We start from the raw sequence: 21,158 nt of genomic DNA, 5'->3' as shown, positions 1-21,158 counted from the left end.
CGTAAAAAAGGGCAACCAGCACCGGGATGACTTCCGCTACTGCGATTACACTGCACCTCTTCGGTGCTTTTGGTGTCAGCGATGCACAGGGCTGTGATGTGAACGGCTTGTCGAGGCGTGGTCAGGCCCTGCTTGCCTATCTGAGCCAGCAGCGCGGAATGCAGGCAGAACGAAGCCGCCTTGCAGACCTGCTTTGGAGCGACCGTTCCGAAGAGCAGTCGCGGGCGTCTCTTCGGCAGGAACTGTCGACCTTGCGGAAAGTGCTTCCAGCCGGCCTGATAGATGCAAATCGTCAATCGGTCTGGCTCGATGGTTCACGGATCGCTCTGGACCAATCCGGTCAAGGCACCTTTTTGGAGGGGTTTGATCTGGCGTCCGAAGGGTTCGAAGACTGGCTGCGCGACGTCAGAATGGCCAAGCCGACCGACCCACCCCCTTCAACCTCCGAAGACACGCACCCGGACATATTCACGAGACCCGCGGTGCTGCTCTTTGCCTTCGAAGCCCTGTCCGCCAATGAGAACGACGCCCTCATTGCCGCCAGCATGATCGACGATCTCAAGGTTACACTCAGCTATTGGCGCTGGTTTCCGGTGATTGGCCCCGAAGCGATCGGCTGGAAAACCGCCAAAGATGGAGACATGCGCAACATCGCGGCAGAGGTGAACGCACGATACGCCATCACCGGCACGTTGCGCTGTCTTGGCAATCGGATACGGATTTCGGTCAGTCTGACGGAAACGGAAACCGGCCGCCTGCGTTGGTCCGGGCAATTCGACGGAACGCTGGACGACATCTTCGAGTTCCAGGAAGACGTCAGTCGCGCAATCGTCGCGCAACTTGAACCGCAGCTTGCCCGTGCCGAGGCGGTTCGGATCGAACGGACTCATCCCGCATCCGTCGGGCCATGGCAGCTGGTCGCGCAGGCCGAGGAAATCGACCGCAAGGGCGGTGAGGGGTACGGAACACCGGAAAGCAATCTCGAGCAAAAACAGCTTATGGAAAGCGCCCTGGCGCTCGACCCCGATTTCGCGCCGGCCCATGCCCGGATCGGCCGGATCTATTTTCGGGCGGGCCTTCTGGACTGGTACGAGGACCGACTGTCCTGTTTTCAAAAAGCGTTGGCCTCGACAAACCGTGCGTTGGAAATCGACCCAGAAAGCTGGGAAGCCCATGCCTATAACGGTTTGACGAACATATTCGGCCTTCAGAACTACTCGAACGGGCTTCACCACGCCAGCGAGTCAGTGCGCCTGAACCCCTCGGCGGCACTGGCACGCCACGCGCTTGGGTGTGGCCTTGAATGGCTCGGGCGTCCTCAGGAAGCCTTGGAACACCTGAACCTGATTTTCCGCCTGAACCCCAATCACCCGAACCGCGCGGCCGCCCTTGGCGACATAACCACATGCGAACTTTTCCTCGGCAATCGTGACCGCGCAATCGAGGCCGCAAAGCGGCTATTCGACATTGCGCCTGGCTATGCCCGTGGATTGCAACGTTGCGTCGTGACGTTCGGTTATTTCGACGAGACAGAGCTTGCCGCCCGATCCCTTGATCTTCTGCGCGACGCACAGCCCGGTTTTGATGAAGCGTATATGCGGGAAACATACCCCTATGTCCGCCCTGAACATACCGAGATGATTATGGAAGGCATGCGCAAGGCGGGTGCGTTCGACGGTTGAAACGCTCAGTCCAGCTTGCGCGCTTCGTCTTCCAGCATGATCGGAATGCCGTTGCGGATCGGAAAGGCCAGCCCCGCCGCCCGAGAGATCAGCTCACCTGCCTCGGCATCATAGGATAGCGGCGCTTGCGTGACCGGACAGACCAACGCCTCCAGCATCTTGCGGTCAACGACAGAGGGACGGTTCACTGGATCATCTCCTCGTTTCCACCACCCCGGCATGTGAATTCCATCAGGGCCGTCAGCGTCTCGCGCCGGTCGGTCAGGTGGGGGGCCTCCAGCAGCGCCTGCTTTTCCTCCAGGCTGAAAGGGCAAAGCATGGACAGAGAATTGACCAGAAGTTCGTCATCGGCCTCTTCAAGGCTGCTCCAATCAGTTTGCAGTCCCGCTGCCTCGAAATAGCGAGACAGCAGTTTCAGGAACACCTCGCGGTCGAAATTCGAGTCTTCCTCTTCCTTACCCAAATCGCGGGTAAAGTCAGACCAGCTCACATCGGCTTTCACATAGGGCAAGAACCCCGTCACCTCGCGTCGGATACGAAACCGCGATATGCCAGACAGGGTGATCATATAGCGCCCGTCCTCGGTTTCCGAAAACTGCGTCACCCGGCCGGCACATCCGATTTCGTGCAATCGCGATTGACCGGCACTGCCGCCTTCCAGCGGCTGCACCATGCCAATCAGGCGATGCGGGGTCTTCAGGCAATCTTCCAGCATCGCCAGATAGCGCGGTTCGAAGATATGCAACGGAAGCACCGCCCGGGGCAGCAGCAGCGCGCCGGGCAGCGGGAACAAGGGGATCGTATCTGGCAGATCAGCCGGTGACATCATGACCTACTATGTAGGCAGGAAGACCAATCAGGCAAACAGAAGAGACGAAAGCTTGCGCCGTCCCTTCAATGCTACCGGGTCATTGGGCTTCAATGCGTCGAAAATGGTAAAGAGCTGCGCCTTCGCGGCACCCTCGTTCCATTCCCGGTCACGTCGGAAAAGGTCGAGCAGTTGATCCACTGCCGCTTCCACATCGCCTGAGGCATGCAGCGCCTGCGCATAGTCGATCCGGGCCTGATGATTGGCGGGGTCTGCCTCGACTGCTGCCGACAGCTCAGCCAACGGACCCGCATCAGCGGCCTGGCGGGCCAGTTCCAACTGCGCGCGGGCGGCTTCCAGTTCAGGCGACGTGGCAATCGCCTCGGGGGCGTTGGCCAGCAGGGTTTCCGCCTGGTCCATCTCACCAATCGCCAGATGCGCGCGCACCAAACCGCCATAGGCCCCGGCATGGTCAGGCTCTTCGCCAAGGATCGCCGCGAATGTCTGGGCTGCGTCGGCGGCCTCGCCATCGGCAAGCATCTGCTCTGCGGCTTCCACGGCTTCGCCAAGGCCGCCATCGCCGGTCAGGGCAGTCAGCTTGTCAACAAACGCCTTGATCTCGGATTGCGGCACAGCGCCTTGGAACATATCGACAGGACGACCTTCGAAGAAGGCCACGACCGTCGGAATGGATTGCAAGGGCAGCCCCTGCTGCGCCAAAGCCTGCGCCAGCCGCTGGTTCTGATCGACGTCGATCTTGACCATCTTTACCTTGCCCTTGGCGGCAATGACGGCGGCCTCCAACTGCGGTCCAAGCGTCTTGCACGGCCCACACCAGGTGGCCCAGAAATCTACGATAACCGGCACCTCCTGGCTGGCCTCGACGACCGCGGCCATGAAGTTTTCTTCGGTTCCGTCAATGATCAGATCACCGGCAGCAGGGCCGGGCTGAAGTCCATCGAGTTCGAGCATCTAAGCCCCCTTCACATTTGTCATGACCTATATGGGCCGCGAGGGCGGAAAGGCCAAGGGGGTCGTTTCGGCTTTGACGCGCGCCGGACCGGGACATAGCGTTGCAGGTGAACAGCGTGGAGCGCCCCATGACAAAGACCCTTCTGACCTTCGGCGACAGCAACACCCATGGCACGCCCCCGATCGTGACCCCCGGCCTCTATGGGCGCTATGGCCCTGCCGACCGCTGGCCCACGATTGCGGCGGCGGCGCTCGGCCCCGATTGGTCGCTGGTCGAGGAGGGCTTGCCGGGGCGCACCACGGGGTTGGAAGACCCCATCATGGGCGCGCATATGAACGGGCAGTCGGGGTTGCGCATCGCGCTGGAAAGCCACGGGCCGGTGGATGTGCTGACCATCATGCTGGGAACGAATGACCTAAAGACCCGGTTCGCACCCTCCGTTTCCAGGATCACAGGCGGCGCGGCGGGGTTGCTGGATATCGCTCTGTCAGAGCCGATGCAGACCCGCCATGGCGGCTTCAAGGTCCTGCTTATCTGCCCGCCGCCGGTGGTGGAAACCGGTCCGATCCGGGATCAGTTCTGGGGGGCCGAGGCCGTGGGACCACATCTGGCCGACAGCTACCGCGCCCTTGCCGCCGCGCGGGGCGTGGGCTTCTTCGACGCCGGATCGGTGATCGAGGTCAGCCCTCAGGACGGCATCCACTATCAGCCCGAAACGCACCGGGTGCTCGGGGCGGCGCTGGCGGAGGTGATCGAAACGCTCTGAACCAGGCGCAACCAAGCGGTTTGCAAACCGCTTTCAAGGGCCTTCGAAGGCCCTTCAAAAAGGCGCTTGCAAGCGCCTTTCCCGCTCACAAATCGAACGTCGCAAACACCGGCGCGTGGTCCGAAGGTTTTTCCCACCCGCGCGCGTCCCGCAGGATGCGGCTGGAATGGGCGGCGTTGGAGATATCGGGCGTCGCCCAGACATGATCCAGCCTGCGGCCCTTGTCTGCCGCGTCCCAATCCCGCGCGCGGTAGGACCACCAGCTGTAGAGCTGACCTTCAGGGATATCCGCGCGGGTCACGTCCACCCATTTGCCCGCCTCCATCACTGTGCCGAGCGTATCGACCTCCACCGGCGTGTGGCTGACCACTTTGAGAAGCTGCTTGTGGCTCCAGACATCATCCTCTCGGGGCGCGATATTCAGATCACCGACAAGAATCGACTTCTCCGGCGCGTCGAACTTTCCCCAGTCCCGCATATCGGCGAGGTAATCCAGCTTCTGCCCGAACTTCTCGTTCACCTCGCGGTCGGGCACATCGCCCCCGGCGGGTACGTAGAAATTGTGGATCGTCACCCCGTTTTCCAGCCGCCCGGCGATGTGGCGCGCGTGGCCGAGCCCGGCGAAATCGTGGCTGCCCACCTCCTCGATTGGCAGTTTCGACAGGATGGCCACTCCGTTATAGCCCTTCTGTCCCCGCGCAACCATGTGGCCATAGCCAAGGTTCTGGAAGATCTCGACCGGGATCTTGTCGACCGGGCTTTTGCATTCCTGCAAGCACAGGATATCCGGCCCCTCCTCGCGCAACAGCTTGGCCACCAGATCGGCGCGCAGCCGGACAGAGTTGATGTTCCAGGTGGCGAGCGTGAAGGGCATGGCATGGTCCTGTTGGCAGAGAGATCAGTCGTTGAGCCCGGTCATATCGCGGACAACGGCAAAGAGCACGACCTGAAATGCGTCCACCCCCACCAAGGCCGCAGGTGCCCCCATGTGCGGCGGGGGCACGCCTGATCAAAGGCAAAGAGTGATTGGGTTCAACGAGGGGGGCAAGCCCATCAGGGACGAAAGAGACCAGCAAGACCCGATCAGTAAAATCGCAAAGGCCAAGCCGCGTTTGGAAAAGTGTGAAACACATGCGAACCGGGTTTCACACGCTTCATATCTGGGGCAGGCTGTGACCAATGTCGAACCTGTTCCTCTTTCGCCGCAATCGGAATTTCCGCTGGCTTTTGTCGGGGGCGGCCACGGCCAATCTCGGCGACGGCGTGGCGGCGATGGCTCTCCCATGGCTTGCTACCCTGATCAGCCGCGATCCGGTCCACATCGCACTTGTCAGCTTCTCAACCTATCTGCCTTGGCTGCTGCTTGCTTTGCCGGTGGGGGTCCTGACCGACCGGGCCGATCGTCAAAAGCTTATGGTTCGCGCCGACCTGTCCCGGCTGGTGCTGTCCTTCGGTCTCGTGCTTTTGGTGCTGGCAGTCCCTTCCCTGCCGACCCAAAACGACAGTCTGGGGCTTATCCTGATGCTCTCGGTCCTGGCGTTCGCCCTTGGCGCGGCAGAGGTTGTGCGGGACAATACTGCGCAGACCTGCCTGCCGATGCTGGTCGATGAACAGGACCTGGAAGCCGCCAATGGCCAGATCTGGAGCATTGAGCAGATCATGGGCCGGTTCATCGGGCCCCCTGTCGCCGGCGTCCTAATCGCCTTGGCCCTGCCGGTTCCGTTTTCCTTCAATGCGCTGGCCTTTGGGCTGGCCGCATTCTGCGTCTGGTCCATCGTATTTCCAAACCGGGTGCCCCCAAAGCGGCACGGCAGTTTCGTAGCCGACATGGCGGGCGGCATCCGCTGGATCATTGCGCATCGTATCATTCTGCAACTGGCCGTTATGCTGGGGCTGCTGAATGCGCTGCACATGGCCACGAACACCATTCTCGTCCTCTACGCGCAAGAGATCCTGGGCCTTGGCGCATTCGGCTTTGGGATGCTGCTGACCGCCGGGGCCCTGGGTGGCGTCGTAGGTGGGCTTGCCTGCCCAAGCCTGGCCGCTCGACTTGGGCCCCGAAACAGCCTGTTGCTGGCGCTTGCCACCATGCCACTGACCTATCTGGCGATGATGGCAACAACCCTGCCGCTAGTGGCGGCCATGGCGCTGTTTCTCAGTATGCTGGCAGGGTTGCTGTGGAACGTGGTGACCGTGTCCTATCGGCAGCGGATGATTCCGGGCGACATCCTGGGGCGGGTCAATTCCATCTATCGGTTCTTCGGGTGGGGGATGATGCCGCTCGGTGCATTGGCGGGAGGAGTACTGGTAGCCATTCTGGAACCGACGATCGGCCGGGAAATGGCGTTGCGGATGCCTTTTCTGATGGCTGCGGTCGGAATCGGAGGGTTGGGACTCTATGCCCTGCTTTTCCTGAAGCTTGGGAGAGAGGCCCGGGGGTAGGTTTTACCCCCCTTGCCCTCCTGGTCAGGGGGGATAGGTTTGCAGTAAGAACGCGATTTTTTGAGTTTTTCTGCACCGTTGCCCAGTTAGCGCACGAGAATTGAACTGAAGCCGTTGATATGATTGCCGAACCACGTCCAGGCGGGGCGCGTGCACGCCCGCTGACAGACCGCTTTCTGCGATGGCTGGGGCGTTTGACACTGGATGCCTTCTACAGACGTATCGAAGTTGTCGGAGCGGACCGATTCCCGACAGATCAGCCGGTGATTGTTCTGGCAAACCATTCCAACAGCCTCGTGGATGGCGCGGTCCTCACGGCCTTTCTGCCCCGGATGCCGCGGTTTCTGGGGGCCAGCACTGTCTGGGATTACCGCCCGCTGCGCCCTTTTCTGAACGCCGCCGGGGTTGTACCGCTTTTCCGCCGGCAGGATGGGCGCGCGCATATGGGATCGCTTGCCGACAGCTTTTCAAGCGCCTCGGACCTGTTGGAAGCAGGCGGAGTGCTGGCCATTTTTCCTGAGGGCATCAGCCACAACAATCCCCGCATTCTGCCCTTGAAAACTGGTGCTGCCCGGATCGCATTGGAAACCGAGACCCGCCGCGGCACTTCCGGTCTGGTGATCGTGCCGGTCTGCCTGACATTCGAGGCCAAACACCGCGTCCGGTCCCGTGCTCTGCTTGAAATCGGAGATCCGGCCCAGATGACCACCGAGGAGATTGCGGCCTTCCGCTCTGACAGTCGTCAGGATCGGGTGACGGCGGTCAGGGCGCTGACCAGTCGCTTGCATGACCGCCTTGATGCAATGACCCCTGGTCATGAAAGCTGGGAAGAGGCCCGGCTGGTCGCGCGCGCCGCAGAAATGATCGGCAACACTGAACCCGACCCCGCCCGCGCGGAGGCTCTTTTTGACATCGCGGAGAGGCGGCGCGGCATTCATGACGGCTATCTCTGGGTGCAGAAAATGCAGCCCGCGCGAACCGAGGCACTGCGCCGGCAGATTTCCGACTACGACAGGGCGCTGCGCAGGTCAGGGCTGCGTGACGATCAGATTGCGCATGGGGTTGCGTCTGCGGGTGGACCGGCGCGCAAAGGTCGAAAAAGGACCATCGCGAAGACCGCGCTTTTGGCTCCGGTGGCTCTGGTCGGTCTGGCGCTGAACCTTTTGCCCTTCTGGGTGCTGCGCAGCCTCAGCCGCCGTAAGGATCTGGACAAGCGGTCCACGTGGTCGATCTTCGCGGGTATTTTTGTCTACCCGATGTTCTGGGTTTTGACGGGTCTGATTGCTGGCGTTCTGTCGGCATCGATTTGGGGGGCGGCGGTTGGCTGGACCTGCGGGATTGCGATCATTTTGATCGCCTTGGGTACAGGTCGCCCCACCCTGACCTTTCTCGATAACATCGCGGTGTTCCTGGGAGAGGCACGCGCGCGCGTGTTGCTTGGGGGGCGTTCTCAAACAGCCAAACAGCTGACTACACAGCGCGCCCGGATTCAGGCAGAGCTATCGACACTGTCCCAAGAATACGCCGCCTATCGCGAGCAGTTGAACACCTAGCGCGGCCCGGCCGGGCCCACGCGGTTCCTCAGCAACCCGACCCCGGACAGCTCGATCTCCAACACATCCCCTTCTTTCAGGAAACGCGGCGGCGTGCGGCTGCCGCCCGTGCCATCGGGCGATCCCATGGCAATCAGGTCGCCGGGGACAAGCGGTATCATGTGAGAGATGTAGGACACCACCTGCGAGATAGAGAAATACATCTCGCTAGCCGAGGCGTGCTGAACGACCTGACCGTTCAATCGCGTCGTCAGTATCAGCTTTTCTGCTTCGTCAATTTCATCTGCTGTTGTGATCCAGGGACCGCAGCCTCCCGAGGCGGCGAAATTCTTGCCCGCGTGCACTGAATGGCGCTGCCAGTCCCGGACAGAACCGTCATTGACCACGGTATACCCGGCAATATGAGCATGGGCATCCGCGGCGCTGATATGGCGGGCAGTGCGGCCAATCATGACTCCGATCTCACCTTCGTAGTCAAAGCTGTCGGCGGCCTCGCCCACGGGTATTTCCAGCGGAGCGTCATGCGGCACAAGGGTTCCGTCGAGCTTGGCAAAGAGGATGATGTTATCGGGCCGGGTCACGCTTTGATCCAGCGGATAGCGCTTTGGGTAGTTGATGCCGACGCAGATCACCCTTGCCCCCCGTTGGATCGGTAAGCGCCAGGTGATGTCATCACACGGCACAGGTTGGCTGGTCATAGCATCGGCCCGCAGGTCAGAGATCGCGTCCGCGGCCAGCACGTCTTTCAGATCATGGAATCGTGCCCTGAACAGATCGCTGACTGAATATGCCATATCACCTTCAATCAGACCGTAGGCATCCTCCCCGTCCGCGCGCCACCGTGCCAGTTTCATGCCTTGTCCTTTCCGAAAGCCGCTTCACGCGCGCGCACGATTGTGCTGAGGGTCTGGTTGTAGGGTGTGGGCAGGCCAATCTCGGCCCCCAGAACCGGTACCATCCCGTTGATCGCGTCGATCTCTGATGGGCGCTTGGCCATATGGTCCAGCAGCATCGAGGGCCGCGCATTGGGCATCTGGGCCGCAAAGGCGGTGACATAGGCCTCGGGGTCATCGAAGGAAAAGGCGATGCCTTTGTGCTGAGCTATGGCAAATGCCTCTCGCATACAGGCCAGTGCCATGGCGCGGGTGTCGGTGTCTGCCATCAGCTCGCCCACGGTGCAACCGATCACCGTGCACGGAGCAGACAGGGTGACATTGCACAGGAACTTTTCCCAGATCAGCTGATTGATGTCGGCAAAAGCTTTCACGTTGAATCCCGCCCCCTGCCAGAGCTCTGCCAGACGCTCCAGCCGGTCGGTCATGCCACCGCCCATCTCGCCGATGCGGATCAGCTTCATGGCATTGTGATGCGCGTGACCGGGCCCTTTCATCGAGGCCCCGAACCCGTCCGCCACGCCAAGGATCACGTTGGCCGTGTCCATGTGCTGCCCAATCCGTTCGCCCGCGCCAAGCCCGTTCTGGATGGTCAGGATCAGGGTTTCGGGGCCAATGCACCCGGTCAGCGCCCGAGCCGCATCCCCGACGGCGGCAGCCTTGGTGGCGATGATTGCCAGATCGACCAGCGGCAGATCGCTCGGATCAGCGGCGGTGCGGATCGTCGTAACAACCCGATCACCACTGGCTCCTTCCACACGCAAGCCCTTGGTGGCGATGGCGTCCAGATGGGCCTGCCAAGGGTCCACCGCCCAGACCTCGTGCCCTGAATCGGCCAATAGACCGGCATAGACCGAGCCCATGGCCCCAACTCCAAAAACGGCGATTTTCATGAGGGCCTCATACAGGTTTTCGGCAGTCGGATATCGAAGCGGTCGCGCAGATCCGCGTCGATATCTTCAGGGATATAGTTTGGATAATGCGTGGCAAGGGTGTCTTGCGCGCGGGCTTTGGCGGCATTGCGGATATCCGGCGATCCTGCGATGGCCCAATCCTCGGGGCTGCGCCGGTCAGACACGTCCGGGTAGAGGAAATCGCTCTGCATCCGCTGGTAGGTCTCGGGCTGGCCTAGAAAGTGCCCTTCGCCTCGTGCGACCTCGGCGATGGCAGCCACCGAAAGGGCGGTGTCATCCAGCTCGATCGGGGCTAGCGACCGCAGGATCACCCCGAGCATATCGTTGTCGATTACATAAGCCTCCAACGAACAGGCCATCAGCCCGGCCAGCGCACCGGCGGCCTGGGTGATCATGTTTGACCCGGTCTGCGCCGCCATGGACACTGTCAGCGACTTCTCAAATCCCGCCTGCCCGTCCGGCACCTTGCTGTCCGTTGCCCCTGCGATGGTGGAATTGGGCAATCCGTAATGTTGCGCCATGCGCACGGCGACGGCTGTCAGCAGCGCCTGTTCCCCGCAACCGCCTGCCATGCCACCGGTGCGCAGATCGGTGACCATTGGGCGGGGCCCAAAGATGATACGCGCCTGCGGGTTCGCAAGCCACGCCACGATCACCCCCGCCAGCGTTTCCGCGATCGTTTGCGCCACGCAGCCCGCGATGGTCACAGGGCTCGAGGCCCCAAGCTGACCGAAGGTATTGCACTGCATGGGAAGGCCAAGTCGGGCGGCTTCGATCATCACGTCGCAAGCCTCTGCCGAAAAGCGCAAGGGTGGCACGACGTGGTTGATGGTCAAGGACAGGAACGGTCGGTCGCGGAAAGCGTCGGCGCTGCCTGCAATGGCAAAGCACAAATCGGCAATCGCGCGCACCGCCTCTGGGCTGGAGGCGCTGACCACCACATGTTTCGCGGTCCCCGCAAGCGCTGCATACGCGGTGTTGATCTCCAGCAGCAGGTCACTGTCCATATCGCGGGCCACGACCGGACGCGCGAAGAAATGTATATTATCCAGCACATCCACCAGCCGCGCAGCATCGTAGAGATCCGCCAGGGTCGAAGGGCGGTAGGCTCCGCTATGCAGATCCACCATCTGCGGCGACGCCCCGCCCGTGCCCACATGCACCTTTCGGCCCGCCAGATGCAGATCCAGGCCCGGTCTACGCCCGCAAAGCGCTACCTCTCGGCCGATCCCGGCCAGCGCGCTGTCCTGCAAATCGCGGGGGAACAAAAGCCGTCCTTCCGATGACAGGTCGCCCCCCGCCGCAGTGACCAGCCCAACAACGTCCTCTGGCGGCGCTGCCATGCCGATCTCTGCCAGGATTGCGCGGGCTGCCGCGTCGATCTGGGTGATCGCATCCGCATCCAGTGGGTTCAGTCGCCCGCCAGTCAGCCGGTTAAGCGGCGCGGCCGCGCGCCCGGTGCCCTCGCCTTCGTCACCGCCCCGCCGTCGTCCCCTGCGCCTTGCGCCCGGTTGTGCCATATCGGCAGCCTTTCGATCCCGCTTCCTTCTGCGATCATTTCCAAACCAGGAGGGTTGGACAAGCGACTATTCCGACCTCTATGCATAAAGAAATCTTTACCCATATCCGGGCACGATCCAGCACATGACACTTCCGAACAGACACCTGCCCCTGACCGCCCTGCGCAGCTTCGAGGCGGCGGCACGGCTGCTCAGTTTCAAGGACGCCGCGGCAGAGCTGTGCGTTAGCGCAACGACCATCAGCAACCAGATCCGCCAGCTGGAAAGGGACTGGGGCTGTCAGCTGTTCATCCGCAAAACCCGTGCCGTGGCATTGACCGATGCAGGTCGCTCGCTTGCGCAGGTTGTCAGCCGCGCGTTCGATGACATCCGGGCGGAGGTCGCGACCCACATCGCCACCCCGCGCAAATGGGTCACACTGGCAGTAGGGCCTATTTTCGGCGCGCGCTGGCTGATTCCCCGGCTTGGACGTTTTCGCAGGCTGCACCCTGATATCGACCTTCGGTTGCATCATGGTCCCCGGATCACCAGCGACGCGGATATGACGACACAGATCGCCATCGACTGGGGTACTGGAACCTGGTCGGGCCTGAACGCGCGCAAGCTGATCGAGATCAGCTATAGCCCGGTGGCAAGCCCGGCCCTGCTGCGGGAAAAGGGCGGGCTATCCGACCCGGCCGACCTGGCCCGCTTTCCTGTCATCCACCAACACGACCGGTCTGAATGGACAGCCTGGCTGGCGCTGACTGACGCGCGGGCGCTGACCTTTGCCGAGGAAACCGTAATCACCGATTCCAACGTGGTCTTGCAGGCGGCCAAAGATGGGCTTGGCGTGACGCTTGGCGTGTTTCCCTTCGTTCAGCCCGATATCGACAGCGGCACCTTGGTACAGCCCTTTGCCCAGATGCTGCACCCCGAGCGGGCCTTTCACTTGCTGACCCGCCGCGCTGTTCCGCTGACACCAGAAGCCCGCAGAACCTGCGACTGGATTCTGTCAGAAGCTGGTCTGCCCCCGGTTAAGCCTTCCTTCATCGACGCTGATTAGTCTGCCCGCCAACGCCAAAATTGGGTGAGGTTGGCCATGGCCGCGCAAAACGAGTTGCGCCCGATCATCATCAAAAAGAGAAAGGTTGTCGGCGACGATGGCCACCATGGGGGTGCGTGGAAGGTGGCCATAGTGTGCCCTTCCTCAGTTAGATCGGCGCCTGGATTCCGCGCCCGTTTCAGACCTGCCTTCGCAGGTCAGCCCAAAACGTCCTTCTGACGCCTGCGGCGGGTTCTCATGACCCGACACGCCACCCAGTACGGTGCAGGGGAACCATTGCGTGAAAGCTCTAACAAGCTCCTAATATCGCAAGGTTTTTCCGGCGAATTTTAATGAAATCCCACAGGTTAGCGACGCCGTTCAAACCGGGTGTTCTCAGACCCGATATGACCACTGCGACCCGATGCATCGTAGCTGGAAAAGCCGCTCGGCGTTGCAAGGCTGGCGCGGGCATCGCGCATACCCGACAGCACGGCACGCAGTAATTCACCCACGTTTGCAGCGCGCGCGCGTAGGGCCCGCAGGTCAGACAGCCGGCTGGCGGCCAGGCCATCGAGACCGGAGCCCTGCAAGCCTTGCATCGCCCGTTCCATCGCCGACACCGTCTCTGGCAGATCAATGAAACGGCCCGAACGCAGCAGCGTCTCCACACCAGACAGCGCCCTGTCTGCCGCCACCAGCCTGTCACTTTGCCCCCAAATCACTGCGCTGCTCCGTCCCGCGCGGCCAAGGCATTGAACAGCGATTCTGCCAGGCCAATTCCGCCGCTCGCCGCCATCGCCCGCGCCTGCTCGGTTCTCAAGAACGAAGCGAACTGATCTTCCCCGTGCCCCCCGCCAAAGCTATCGCGTGGGGTGCCAAGGCCGCCGTGGCGCAGCATTTCGGCCAGAAATGACGATTCAAGCTCGACTGCCACTTGCCGCAACTCAGCCTCTCGGACTGGCGACAGGGTGACATGGGATGCCGGGGACAGGGTCAGGTCAGACATGTCAAATTCTCCGTAATTGGATCCACTATCGCCCCCCCTGGGTAAAGAATTGGTAAGCTCTGATGTGGAAACTGCGGATCGACCCGGAAGAAATCTGGAACGCTCCATGGATTCTATTGCGCCTTTGCTGCAGCTACTTTTACCCGCTCAACCCACGCAGACAACGGGTGGGCGTCCCTTGGACGGTGACGGGGAATTCGCCGATGTATTTCATTGGCCAGAAACCCAGGCGGTGCCTGCGCGCGCCCTGATCTTGCGGCAAATTACACCCCGGCTCATCCCGGCGGAATCATATGACATCCGGTCAGACGCAGAGATCATGATTCCGGTGGTGTCGGCTGATCAAAGCAACCCAACGCGCGTCACCGCTGAAGAATTCGGCGGCGCGGGTGGGGCGTTGACAGAGCCAGTGGACACGGATCCTTTCGCGCTTGAGATCTCAACCGTCGATGCCACGGTTGGCAAGGACAGCCCGCCTGCCCCCCTTTGGCACGTGTCCGCCGCCGCGGATGGCGTCACGGAATCCTCTCCAGACGGCGCGACCTTTGAGGGCCCACAGGTGGAACCGGTAGTCATTCTTCCCGCACCGATGGTGTTTCAGGCCGAGGCGTCCCCTTTGCTGGCCCCGATGGCCGCCCGGCAAGAGCAATTGACACCTGCGGTCATCGCACCAGAAACCACCGCGACTTATGTTGCCGAAACCACTCCACAGACCACCGAGCCGATTGCTCTTGCCGAAACCGCAATCGCCGAGATGCCGACATCCGACGTCGAAATCCCCACTGTGGACCTCAACACCGTCGAAGCCGATTCCGACCTCTCCCGCGAATTGCAGCCCTTTTCTCCGGTCAGCGCGAAGATAACCCCGGCGTGGCCCCAGCCACAGCTCCTGCCCGTGCGTGAGCACATCGGCCTGACACCTCCCTCTGACAGACCTGCGCCCACCCGTCCATCCATCCTAGATGCTGCTATTGCAATGCACCCAAGGCCCATGGTTGCGGTTGGCGGGCACACAGAAACTGCCGAGCACTCTCCCCAGCCAGTTCTGCCGGATCGGTCGTCCAGCGCTATGGCAGATATTGCGCAGCCTCTTCCACCCAAGGCCCCGGTCATACCAACCACCTCCGTCACCCTGCCCCTTTCTGCACCGATTGCCGAACCGCCAACTTCGCGCTTGCCTCTTGGCTCTGACAACTGGCAACCAATTGCTTCAATCGAGCCACCAGTCGCGCCGAGTGATCGACCGCGCCCGGTAAATGAACAACCGGTGCCTCTTCGCTCTGAAAGCAGGCAACCAACCGCATCAATCGAGCCACCAGTCGCGACAATTGACCGACCACTCCCGTCCAATGAACAACGGCCTGCCCGTGGGTCTGACCATCGCGCGCGCGCCATCCCATCAACATTTGGCGTTGAGTCTCGCTTGCAGGCAGACATGTCCCCTGTTGATCCTGGCAACAGCAAACCAACAGCGCCGGTCGATACCCAATTCGTTGACCGCAGATCAGTGCATCAGCCTGTCGCCCCCCACGCCCAACACGCAACAGCGCCACTGCCCACCAAAGCGGCGGCGCACAGCATACCGCTGGTTCCGGCAAGAGAAGACCCTGCCACTCACAGTCCAGCACCGACCGCCAATATCCCTCCCCGCACTGCCCCATCACCGGCAGAACCCGAACCGAAGGTCACGCGATCAGATCAGACGACCGACAGGATGCAAGCACCCGCAGCGGGCCAAACCAGAGGGGAGACAATCCCCATGACCCCGACGCGCGATGGTGCGCCTACCGCGCCTTTGGCACCCCGCGCGTCACCGCCGGACAGGGCCAATGAGCCAACGGTTTTGCCAATCGCCCGGACCGAAAAGATCTCTCGTCCAATTGCCTCGGCGCGCCAGAATGCCCAAGTGCCCCAGATTGACCAGGTTCCCCAAGCCTCAGCGAAATTGCCCCGGCCATCCGTTCCGGACATGCCCCACCCCGCCGAGCCGCCAAGGCGATCCACGACCGAGGCAGCTCAACCGGCGAACACACCCTTCCAATCCCCGCTGGACCCGGCCTTGTCCCGGCCGCAGCCACAGCCGCAAGCTGCCCCTACGATGTCCCAGATAGAACCTGAAACCGGGATTGCCCTGGATTTTGCGTCGCAGGTTCAGCGCGTGGACAGCCCAGGTGCGGTCCCGGCTCCGGCGGATCTGCGATCCTCTGATGCCCTACCAATGGCGCAGTCTTCGCGCCCCGATCCGGTCACAACTCAACTGGTCCATCGCATCGCGTCCCTGCCGACCATGACCGAACGTGACGCCCCGCTGGAACTGACGCTCGATCCGCCAGAGCTTGGGTCGATCAGGGTTTCCGTCAGCAGGGGGCCAGAGGGGATGATCCTGCATCTTCAGGCCGAGCAGCCCGAATCGCTGGAGCTTTTGCGCCGTCATGGCAACGCCCTGATGCAAGAGCTTCAGCGTCAGGGGCTCGACCATGCCGGGTATAGCTTTTCTGGCAGCGCCGGGGGCGGGCAAGACCGTTCGCAAGGCGGCTCCGCGCTCATCCCGCCAGAAGACATCGTTCAAGACCACCCGAACCGCCCCCCGACGACACCCCCCGTGATCACGGGGGCATCGGGTCTAGATATTCGCCTGTAAGGAGGGACCAACATGGACGTCGCTGCCACATCCCAGATCGCGTACGCCAGCACCGGCTCAGCAGGGTCGGAAGATCGTACCATGATCAATTCCGACTTTCAGACATTCCTGACCATGCTGACCACTCAGATGCAGAACCAGGATCCGCTGAACCCGATGGAGTCGACGGAATTCGCGACGCAGCTGGCAACCTTCTCGGGCGTTGAACAGCAGGTGCGCACCAATGAACTGCTCGGCAGCCTTCAGGACAGCATGGCGCTGTCCAGCATGGGCCAGATCGCGGGCTGGATCGGCATGGATGCCCGGGCCGAGATGCCGATGTCTTTCGACGGGCAGCCCCTGACGCTTTATGCGACCGAAAACTTGCTGGCGGACCGGATGGAGCTGGTGGTGACGGATGCGGATGGGCAAACGTTGCAACGGCTTGCGATCCCGGCCACGGAAACCGCTTTTGCATGGGCGGGCGTCACAAGCGATGGGGAACCGCTGCCAAATGGCGTCTATGGCTTCCACGTCGAATATTTCTCGGATGATGAGCCGATCGACACGCGCCCGGCGCAGGGCTATGCCCGGATCGAAGAAGCGCAGATTGTGAACGGGGATATCTGGCTGTCGATGCCCGGCGGCGTGCAGGTCAACGCCTCGCTGGTGCAGGCGGTTCGCGATCCGATCTGAGGGGGGCCGCGGCTAACGGCCCGCCCCGTCTTGTCGCCTTACTTGCCGTCATCCACCGGGGCGGCACCACCAGCGGACCCGGCGCCACCACCGCCAATAATCAGCTGCGCCTCGGGGTAGCCCACCTCATCATAGTGTTGCAGCGTCCCGACATATATGTCGTAGCGGCCCTGTGGCGGAGCCCCCCACACGAGGCTTGGGTTGATGCCACCGGCCCCGTTGTCATCGCAATACCACTGCCCGTCCGGCCCATTGATCAATAGGCTGGTGTCGCTCTGCGAAGTGACAGAGAAGGACAGCGGCGCGCCAACACCTTGGTAATAAACCTGGAAATCAGGTGCCTCTGCCACGTATCCGGCACAGCCCTGACCGGCGCTGGAGGCTTCCAGAAGCCCGCCCGCCAGCAGGTGTTGCAGGTAAGGATCCGGGGCAAAGCCGCTCGACAAGGTCACACTTCCGAAGGTTGGCGGCAGGTTGTAGTTGGGCTCGCTCGGGCGCAGATCGACCTGCGGGGTTTCGCCAGCCATTGTCGCCGCGATCCAGTCACTGAAGGCCGAAACACGGGTATAGGTGCCGTAATGGTCGCCATCCTGGTGGCAGTAGTTGCCGCCCGATACCAGCCCGACCTGCACATAGCCCTGCGGATCATAGCCAAGCAGCGGTCCGCCGCTGTCACCTCGGCAGGCATCGGCCACGGCCTCCTGGAACCCGGCGCAGATCACCCCGCTTCCGGCGTTGGAGGAGCACAGCTGGTTGTGAACAATCGGCACTGCCGCGCCAAGCAGCACCTGCGACGTGTCCCACATCGACGGCGGAGAAGAGGTTGCGCGTTCCGCCTGGGTCAGCGGCCCCCGACCACGTGCGATATGCGGCGGCGGGGTCAGGCCCCAGCCGATGATCACGGTCTGCCCGCCGATCTGTTCGACCACCGGGGCCAGCGCCGCATCCGACAGGCGCACCGGAGTGATCCCCGTCGGGCGCGCAATCTCCAGCAGGGCGATGTCGTTGATCCCAACCCCCTGATAGCCCGCATGTACAAAGACCCGCGAAACATCAAAGGCGGTGCCGCCACCCTGAAGGCTGGAACTGTTGGCATAGATTTCCAGACCGTTCGGATTGTTGGGCGCGACGCTGTCGACGCAATGAGCAGCAGTCAGCACCCACCGGTCGGCAATCACCGTGCCGCCGCAGAAATGGCCGTCAAAGCGGCTTCGGGCGTTGGCCTGGTTCAGCGACACCATCCAGGGGAAATCGCTGATCGACACGGCGCACCCACCCATCACCCGGTCGCCCGAGCAGAATTCCTGTGCCTGCGCGGCCTCTGGCGCCGCAAAAAAACCAGCCGTCAACAGAACGGCCCCTAGGGTCAAAGATCTCATAGCGTTCATCCTTTCCTACCCTGACAGCCCGGCCCATTTCGGAACCGGACAGGAAAAAAGTCTTAGTCCAAGGTCCGTTCAATCGTGGCCTCGGGGTTGACTTGCGCCGGGGCGGTGACCGGCTCCGGCATCGGGGCTGCGGCGTCCTCCGTCTCTGGCGTCGGCAGCGGCGGCGCCTCGGGCTCGGGCAACAGCGCCTCCACAATCAGCTCGGCATCCGGGGCAATCGGCAGCTCTCTCTCGGTGCCAACCCATATGCGGTAGCTGCCCTCGGTCGGGTCGCTCAGGGCGACCACGGGCGCCGATCCGTCAGACGCGGTGCCCCGGCACAACCAGTCTCCGCCCGGCGTGTTCAAAACCAGAACCGTATCCTCACCGCTGATCGTTGTGAGCCGAATGGGGCCGACATCCGCCTGCCAGTCGAGCTGGAAATCCGGGCTGCTGGCCACGAACCCGTGGCAATTGCCGCCAAGCTGCGACGCATCCTCGTACCCGCCGGCCAGCATATCCAGCGCCAGCGCGGTTTCGGGCGGACCCGCGGCCAGCTCGATCACGCCATAAAGCGGCTCGCCCTCGTTCTCGATCCCGCGTCCGGGCTTGCCCTCACTGGGCAGACTGTTGGCCACCTGAACCGGCACCTCGTTGGTATCTTCGCGCCCGTCGCCGATCTGAAACTGTGGCGGAATCTCTCCCGCAAAGGCGAATTCAAGCCATGGCACCTGGCGACCCTGTGTTGCGTTGCGCACCGCGAAGGACACCTCGTACATGATGTCGTCGATCCGCCGTGTGGGCCGCTCCAGTGCCTGTAACAGCGCCCCGGTAAACAGCCCGTTACGCCCCTCACCGTCCGAGGATGTCTGACCGGGCGCGGCGGCATACATGATGAAGGCGGATGCGCCCGCAGGCGTATTCATTGCCGACAGGCCGATCCCAAGGTCACGCCCGCCCCCGCGTTCGGGCAGCGGGTTGTTACGGCAGGCATCAAGGATGATCACCCCGGTGGCCCCGGTCGCCGCCAGCCGTTCAAGCAGGCGCGGAGCGGGATAGGCCCAGTCCGGCACATCCTCGGCAAAGGCAATCTCTTCATCATCGGTGGGGATCAGGTAATTGGTGCCTTTGTATTCCACCCCGTGTCCCGCAAAGTAAAATACCGCGAGATCACCGGGATTCAGGCTGCGGGTAAAATCGCGGATCGCCACCTGCATCCCATGCAGGTCCTGATCCAGCAACGGCCCGTCGCCATGGACCCGAAAGCCGATCTCGGTCAACCGCTCGGCCATGTCGGTGGCGTCGTTGACAGGGTTGATCAGCGGGCTGGAGGCGTATTCGGAATTGCCGATGATCAGCGCAACCCGTTCTGCCCAAGCCAGTCCGGGCAGGCATAGCCCACACAGAACCGTCAGAAAAACCGGCAGAATGTAAGCCATAAAGCCGCGGGGGCGCGCCACGTCCAGTCTCCCAAAAGCACAAACCTAATGCGGCTTAGTATGACCGGAAATTTCCGATCCGCCGACTCTTTTTTGTCGGTTTGGCCAGGCGTTTGGTTCAATTGACCACGAAAATCTGTAGGTCCGCCACGTTGGTGCCGGTGGCCCCGGTCATCAACAGATCGCCCGAGGCCGCTAGTGCCGCATAGCTGTCGCTATTGGCCAGATGTGCACGCGGATCGGCCCCTGCGGCGCGCATACGGGTCAGGCTACCTGCATCCACAATCCCGCCCGCCGCATCGGTTGGCCCGTCGCGCCCGTCTGTACCGCCAGACAGAAACAGCCAACCACCAGACAGGCCGCGTTCCTCAGCCAACAGCGCCACCCGCAGCGCCAGTTCCTGATTGCGTCCACCACGCCCGTCACCATTCAGGATCACCGTGGTTTCGCCCCCAAAAAGCAGCGCAGTGCCGTGGGGCGTATCTGCGGCAATGTCCAGTATTCGGGCGGCCGCATCCGTCACCAACCCGGTCAGCGGATCATCTATGACCCGAACGGGCCGGGCGGCGGCGGCAGCCATCGCCGCAACACTGAGCGCGTTTGAGCCGATCAACTCGGCGTCGGGCCTTGGCAGGGGGTCTTGCGCCTCTTGCCGCTCCATCGCTACCCGCGCCGCCTCAGGCATCCGGTCCCAGATACCAAGCCGCCGCGCCACGTTCCGCGCAGTCGCGAGATCGGCAATCGGCCCCACGGTCGGGCCACTGGCAATCACCCGCAGATCATCGCCAACCACATCCGACAGGATCAGGCTGCGGACATGCGCAGGCGCCGCCAGTCGCAACAGCCCCCCGCCCTTGAACCGCGATAGTGCCTGCCGGATGATGTTCGTTTCCTCGATATCGGCCCCCGAGGCCAGCAACAGCCGGTTTACCTCAGCCTTCTCGGCCAGAGCGAGGCCCTTGACCGGCCCCGGCAACAAGGCGGATCCGCCACCCGAAACAAGCGCCAAGACCACGTCCTGTGGTCCCGCCTCATGCAGCAGCTTTTCCACCGCCAGACCAGCGATCACACCATTGCCATCCGGCACAGGATGCCCCGCCCCGTAACAGGCAACGCCCGCGATATCGCGGTGGTTTTCATAGTTGGTGACGATCAGGCAACGGGTCGCGACGCCCTTTGGCACCGCTGCCCGTGCGGCCTCCATCATTCCGTTGGCCGCCTTGCCGATGGCCAGCAAGATCAGCGTCCCGCCCTCTGGCACCCCCACCGGGCGTGTAGCCAGCGCGGCTTGCACGGCCCCAACCGGGTCGGCGGCTGCCACTCCGGCCATGAACATTTCGGTCAACTCGGATCGGGTCGTATCATGCGTCATCAGGTATCACTCTGGCGGAAAGCTCGCCCGGACCATCCCAAAGCCCCGCCCGCCTGTCCATCCGCTAATCCCGAAACCTG

General features: G+C 62.4%; 20 protein-coding genes and 1 pseudogene. 8 read left to right on the top strand and 13 right to left on the bottom strand.

Going from position 1 to position 21,158, the window contains the following annotated elements; all coding sequences use genetic code 11:
* Positions 1-26: 26 nt before the first annotated feature.
* Positions 27-1,682: a hypothetical protein gene (locus ACROHD_RS06945; RefSeq protein ID WP_432676682.1), complete on the top strand. Its 1,656-nt coding sequence runs from the start codon at positions 27-29 to the stop codon at positions 1,680-1,682.
* A 5-nt stretch (positions 1,683-1,687) separates the two neighbouring features.
* Here the strand turns inward: ACROHD_RS06945 and ACROHD_RS06940 are convergent, their stop codons facing one another.
* The 3 genes from ACROHD_RS06940 to ACROHD_RS06930 are packed head-to-tail and all read right to left on the bottom strand — an operon-like array spanning position 1,688 to position 3,462.
* Positions 1,688-1,840 carry a Trm112 family protein gene (locus ACROHD_RS06940; RefSeq protein WP_432676694.1) on the bottom strand — a complete coding sequence of 51 codons (153 nt, stop codon included), beginning with the start codon at positions 1,838-1,840 and terminating at the stop codon, positions 1,688-1,690.
* 26 nt (positions 1,841-1,866) lie between these two features.
* Positions 1,867-2,511, bottom strand: coding sequence for an LON peptidase substrate-binding domain-containing protein (locus ACROHD_RS06935; protein ID WP_432676681.1), 645 nt, complete (start codon positions 2,509-2,511; stop codon positions 1,867-1,869).
* A 27-nt stretch (positions 2,512-2,538) separates the two neighbouring features.
* Positions 2,539-3,462, bottom strand: a complete 924-nt coding sequence (locus tag ACROHD_RS06930) for a tetratricopeptide repeat protein (RefSeq protein ID WP_432676680.1) — start codon at positions 3,460-3,462, stop codon at positions 2,539-2,541.
* Positions 3,463-3,590: 128 nt separating this feature from the next.
* Here ACROHD_RS06930 and ACROHD_RS06925 point away from each other — a divergent pair, with 128 nt between their 5' ends.
* Complete coding sequence (locus ACROHD_RS06925) at positions 3,591-4,229, top strand: SGNH/GDSL hydrolase family protein (protein WP_432676679.1); 639 nt, start codon at positions 3,591-3,593, stop codon at positions 4,227-4,229.
* 85 nt (positions 4,230-4,314) lie between these two features.
* On the opposite strand, the gene ACROHD_RS06920 is transcribed toward ACROHD_RS06925, so the two are convergent.
* Entirely contained in the window at positions 4,315-5,103 is a 789-nt protein-coding gene (locus ACROHD_RS06920; RefSeq protein ID WP_432676677.1) for an exodeoxyribonuclease III, read from the bottom strand.
* 305 nt (positions 5,104-5,408) lie between these two features.
* Here ACROHD_RS06920 and ACROHD_RS06915 point away from each other — a divergent pair, with 305 nt between their 5' ends.
* Positions 5,409-6,671 (top strand): MFS transporter, encoded by a 1,263-nt coding sequence (locus ACROHD_RS06915; RefSeq protein ID WP_432676676.1) that lies wholly within the window; start codon positions 5,409-5,411, stop codon positions 6,669-6,671.
* A gap of 119 nt (positions 6,672-6,790) precedes the next feature.
* Positions 6,791-8,224: a lysophospholipid acyltransferase family protein gene (locus ACROHD_RS06910; protein ID WP_432676675.1), complete on the top strand. Its 1,434-nt coding sequence runs from the start codon at positions 6,791-6,793 to the stop codon at positions 8,222-8,224.
* Here the strand turns inward: ACROHD_RS06910 and ACROHD_RS06905 are convergent.
* From ACROHD_RS06905 to ACROHD_RS06895, 3 genes are read right to left on the bottom strand one after another with little or no spacing between them, the layout of a single operon-like run.
* The gene (locus ACROHD_RS06905; protein ID WP_432676673.1) at positions 8,221-9,078 is read right to left on the bottom strand and encodes a fumarylacetoacetate hydrolase family protein; all 858 of its coding nucleotides are present in this window, start codon (positions 9,076-9,078) and stop codon (positions 8,221-8,223) included. The genes ACROHD_RS06910 and ACROHD_RS06905 overlap by 4 nt on opposite strands.
* A complete protein-coding gene (locus ACROHD_RS06900) occupies positions 9,075-10,010 on the bottom strand; it encodes a ketopantoate reductase family protein (protein WP_432676671.1) in 936 nt (311 codons plus the stop codon). Before ACROHD_RS06900 ends, ACROHD_RS06905 begins: the two co-directional genes overlap by 4 nt.
* On the bottom strand, positions 10,007-11,551 hold the full coding sequence (locus ACROHD_RS06895) for a trimethylamine methyltransferase family protein (protein WP_432676669.1): 1,545 nt from the start codon (positions 11,549-11,551) through the stop codon (positions 10,007-10,009). The genes ACROHD_RS06900 and ACROHD_RS06895 overlap by 4 nt, the downstream gene beginning before the upstream one ends.
* Positions 11,552-11,675: 124 nt before the next feature.
* Between ACROHD_RS06895 and ACROHD_RS06890 the strand changes: the two genes are divergently transcribed.
* Positions 11,676-12,596: a LysR substrate-binding domain-containing protein gene (locus ACROHD_RS06890; protein WP_432676667.1), complete on the top strand. Its 921-nt coding sequence runs from the start codon at positions 11,676-11,678 to the stop codon at positions 12,594-12,596.
* Positions 12,597-12,632: 36 nt separating this feature from the next.
* A pseudogene (locus ACROHD_RS06885) lies at positions 12,633-12,725 on the top strand (chemotaxis protein MotB); the annotation flags it as partial.
* A gap of 218 nt (positions 12,726-12,943) precedes the next feature.
* Here the strand turns inward: ACROHD_RS06885 and ACROHD_RS06880 are convergent.
* From ACROHD_RS06880 to ACROHD_RS06870, 3 genes are all read right to left on the bottom strand, one after another.
* Positions 12,944-13,300, bottom strand: coding sequence for a hypothetical protein (locus tag ACROHD_RS06880; RefSeq protein WP_432676666.1), 357 nt, complete (start codon positions 13,298-13,300; stop codon positions 12,944-12,946).
* Positions 13,297-13,584: a rod-binding protein gene (locus ACROHD_RS06875; RefSeq protein WP_432676665.1), complete on the bottom strand. Its 288-nt coding sequence runs from the start codon at positions 13,582-13,584 to the stop codon at positions 13,297-13,299. The genes ACROHD_RS06880 and ACROHD_RS06875 overlap by 4 nt, the downstream gene beginning before the upstream one ends.
* A 1,698-nt stretch (positions 13,585-15,282) precedes the next feature.
* The gene (locus ACROHD_RS06870) at positions 15,283-15,555 is read right to left on the bottom strand and encodes a hypothetical protein (protein WP_432676663.1); all 273 of its coding nucleotides are present in this window, start codon (positions 15,553-15,555) and stop codon (positions 15,283-15,285) included.
* Between ACROHD_RS06870 and ACROHD_RS06865 the strand changes: the two genes are divergently transcribed.
* Both ACROHD_RS06865 and ACROHD_RS06860 read left to right on the top strand, forming a co-directional pair.
* Entirely contained in the window at positions 15,554-16,225 is a 672-nt protein-coding gene (locus ACROHD_RS06865; RefSeq protein ID WP_432676661.1) for a flagellar hook-length control protein FliK, read from the top strand. The two genes, ACROHD_RS06870 and ACROHD_RS06865, sit on opposite strands and share 2 nt — an antisense overlap.
* 12 nt (positions 16,226-16,237) lie before the next feature.
* Positions 16,238-16,900 (top strand): flagellar hook capping FlgD N-terminal domain-containing protein, encoded by a 663-nt coding sequence (locus tag ACROHD_RS06860; protein ID WP_432676659.1) that lies wholly within the window; start codon positions 16,238-16,240, stop codon positions 16,898-16,900.
* A 38-nt stretch (positions 16,901-16,938) separates the two neighbouring features.
* On the opposite strand, the gene ACROHD_RS06855 is transcribed toward ACROHD_RS06860, so the two are convergent.
* The 3 genes from ACROHD_RS06855 to ACROHD_RS06845 all read right to left on the bottom strand — a co-directional run bounded on the left by ACROHD_RS06855 (position 16,939) and on the right by ACROHD_RS06845 (position 21,078).
* Positions 16,939-18,279: a S1 family peptidase gene (locus tag ACROHD_RS06855; RefSeq protein WP_432676657.1), complete on the bottom strand. Its 1,341-nt coding sequence runs from the start codon at positions 18,277-18,279 to the stop codon at positions 16,939-16,941.
* A 62-nt stretch (positions 18,280-18,341) separates the two neighbouring features.
* Positions 18,342-19,706: a caspase family protein gene (locus ACROHD_RS06850; RefSeq protein WP_432676655.1), complete on the bottom strand. Its 1,365-nt coding sequence runs from the start codon at positions 19,704-19,706 to the stop codon at positions 18,342-18,344.
* 118 nt (positions 19,707-19,824) lie between these two features.
* Entirely contained in the window at positions 19,825-21,078 is a 1,254-nt protein-coding gene (locus ACROHD_RS06845) for a glycerate kinase type-2 family protein (RefSeq protein ID WP_432676654.1), read from the bottom strand.
* Positions 21,079-21,158 lie beyond the last annotated feature (80 nt).

It is taken from the genome of Nioella aestuarii (assembly GCF_050896395.1).
GTDB classification, from domain to species: domain Bacteria; phylum Pseudomonadota; class Alphaproteobacteria; order Rhodobacterales; family Rhodobacteraceae; genus Nioella; species Nioella aestuarii.
Note: the sequence above shows the minus strand (reverse complement) of the source record. Positions and strands in the feature narration are given on the sequence as shown.

Bases quoted from the DNA above. Each gene is read 5' to 3' on its own strand.
- ACROHD_RS06945 (WP_432676682.1), top strand. From the start codon at position 27: ATGACTTCCGCTACTGCGATTACACTGCACCTCTTCGGTGCTTTTGGT.
- ACROHD_RS06940 (WP_432676694.1), bottom strand. From the start codon at position 1,840: ATGCTGGAGGCGTTGGTCTGTCCGGTCACGCAAGCGCCGCTATCCTAT.
- ACROHD_RS06935 (WP_432676681.1), bottom strand. From the start codon at position 2,511: ATGATGTCACCGGCTGATCTGCCAGATACGATCCCCTTGTTCCCGCTG.
- ACROHD_RS06930 (WP_432676680.1), bottom strand. From the start codon at position 3,462: ATGCTCGAACTCGATGGACTTCAGCCCGGCCCTGCTGCCGGTGATCTG.
- ACROHD_RS06925 (WP_432676679.1), top strand. From the start codon at position 3,591: ATGACAAAGACCCTTCTGACCTTCGGCGACAGCAACACCCATGGCACG.
- ACROHD_RS06920 (WP_432676677.1), bottom strand. From the start codon at position 5,103: ATGCCCTTCACGCTCGCCACCTGGAACATCAACTCTGTCCGGCTGCGC.
- ACROHD_RS06915 (WP_432676676.1), top strand. From the start codon at position 5,409: ATGTCGAACCTGTTCCTCTTTCGCCGCAATCGGAATTTCCGCTGGCTT.
- ACROHD_RS06910 (WP_432676675.1), top strand. From the start codon at position 6,791: ATGATTGCCGAACCACGTCCAGGCGGGGCGCGTGCACGCCCGCTGACA.
- ACROHD_RS06905 (WP_432676673.1), bottom strand. From the start codon at position 9,078: ATGAAACTGGCACGGTGGCGCGCGGACGGGGAGGATGCCTACGGTCTG.
- ACROHD_RS06900 (WP_432676671.1), bottom strand. From the start codon at position 10,010: ATGAAAATCGCCGTTTTTGGAGTTGGGGCCATGGGCTCGGTCTATGCC.
- ACROHD_RS06895 (WP_432676669.1), bottom strand. From the start codon at position 11,551: ATGGCACAACCGGGCGCAAGGCGCAGGGGACGACGGCGGGGCGGTGAC.
- ACROHD_RS06890 (WP_432676667.1), top strand. From the start codon at position 11,676: ATGACACTTCCGAACAGACACCTGCCCCTGACCGCCCTGCGCAGCTTC.
- ACROHD_RS06875 (WP_432676665.1), bottom strand. From the start codon at position 13,584: ATGTCTGACCTGACCCTGTCCCCGGCATCCCATGTCACCCTGTCGCCA.
- ACROHD_RS06865 (WP_432676661.1), top strand. From the start codon at position 15,554: ATGCCCCACCCCGCCGAGCCGCCAAGGCGATCCACGACCGAGGCAGCT.
- ACROHD_RS06870 (WP_432676663.1), bottom strand. From the start codon at position 15,555: ATGTCCGGAACGGATGGCCGGGGCAATTTCGCTGAGGCTTGGGGAACC.
- ACROHD_RS06860 (WP_432676659.1), top strand. From the start codon at position 16,238: ATGGACGTCGCTGCCACATCCCAGATCGCGTACGCCAGCACCGGCTCA.
- ACROHD_RS06855 (WP_432676657.1), bottom strand. From the start codon at position 18,279: ATGAGATCTTTGACCCTAGGGGCCGTTCTGTTGACGGCTGGTTTTTTT.
- ACROHD_RS06850 (WP_432676655.1), bottom strand. From the start codon at position 19,706: ATGGCTTACATTCTGCCGGTTTTTCTGACGGTTCTGTGTGGGCTATGC.
- ACROHD_RS06845 (WP_432676654.1), bottom strand. From the start codon at position 21,078: ATGACGCATGATACGACCCGATCCGAGTTGACCGAAATGTTCATGGCC.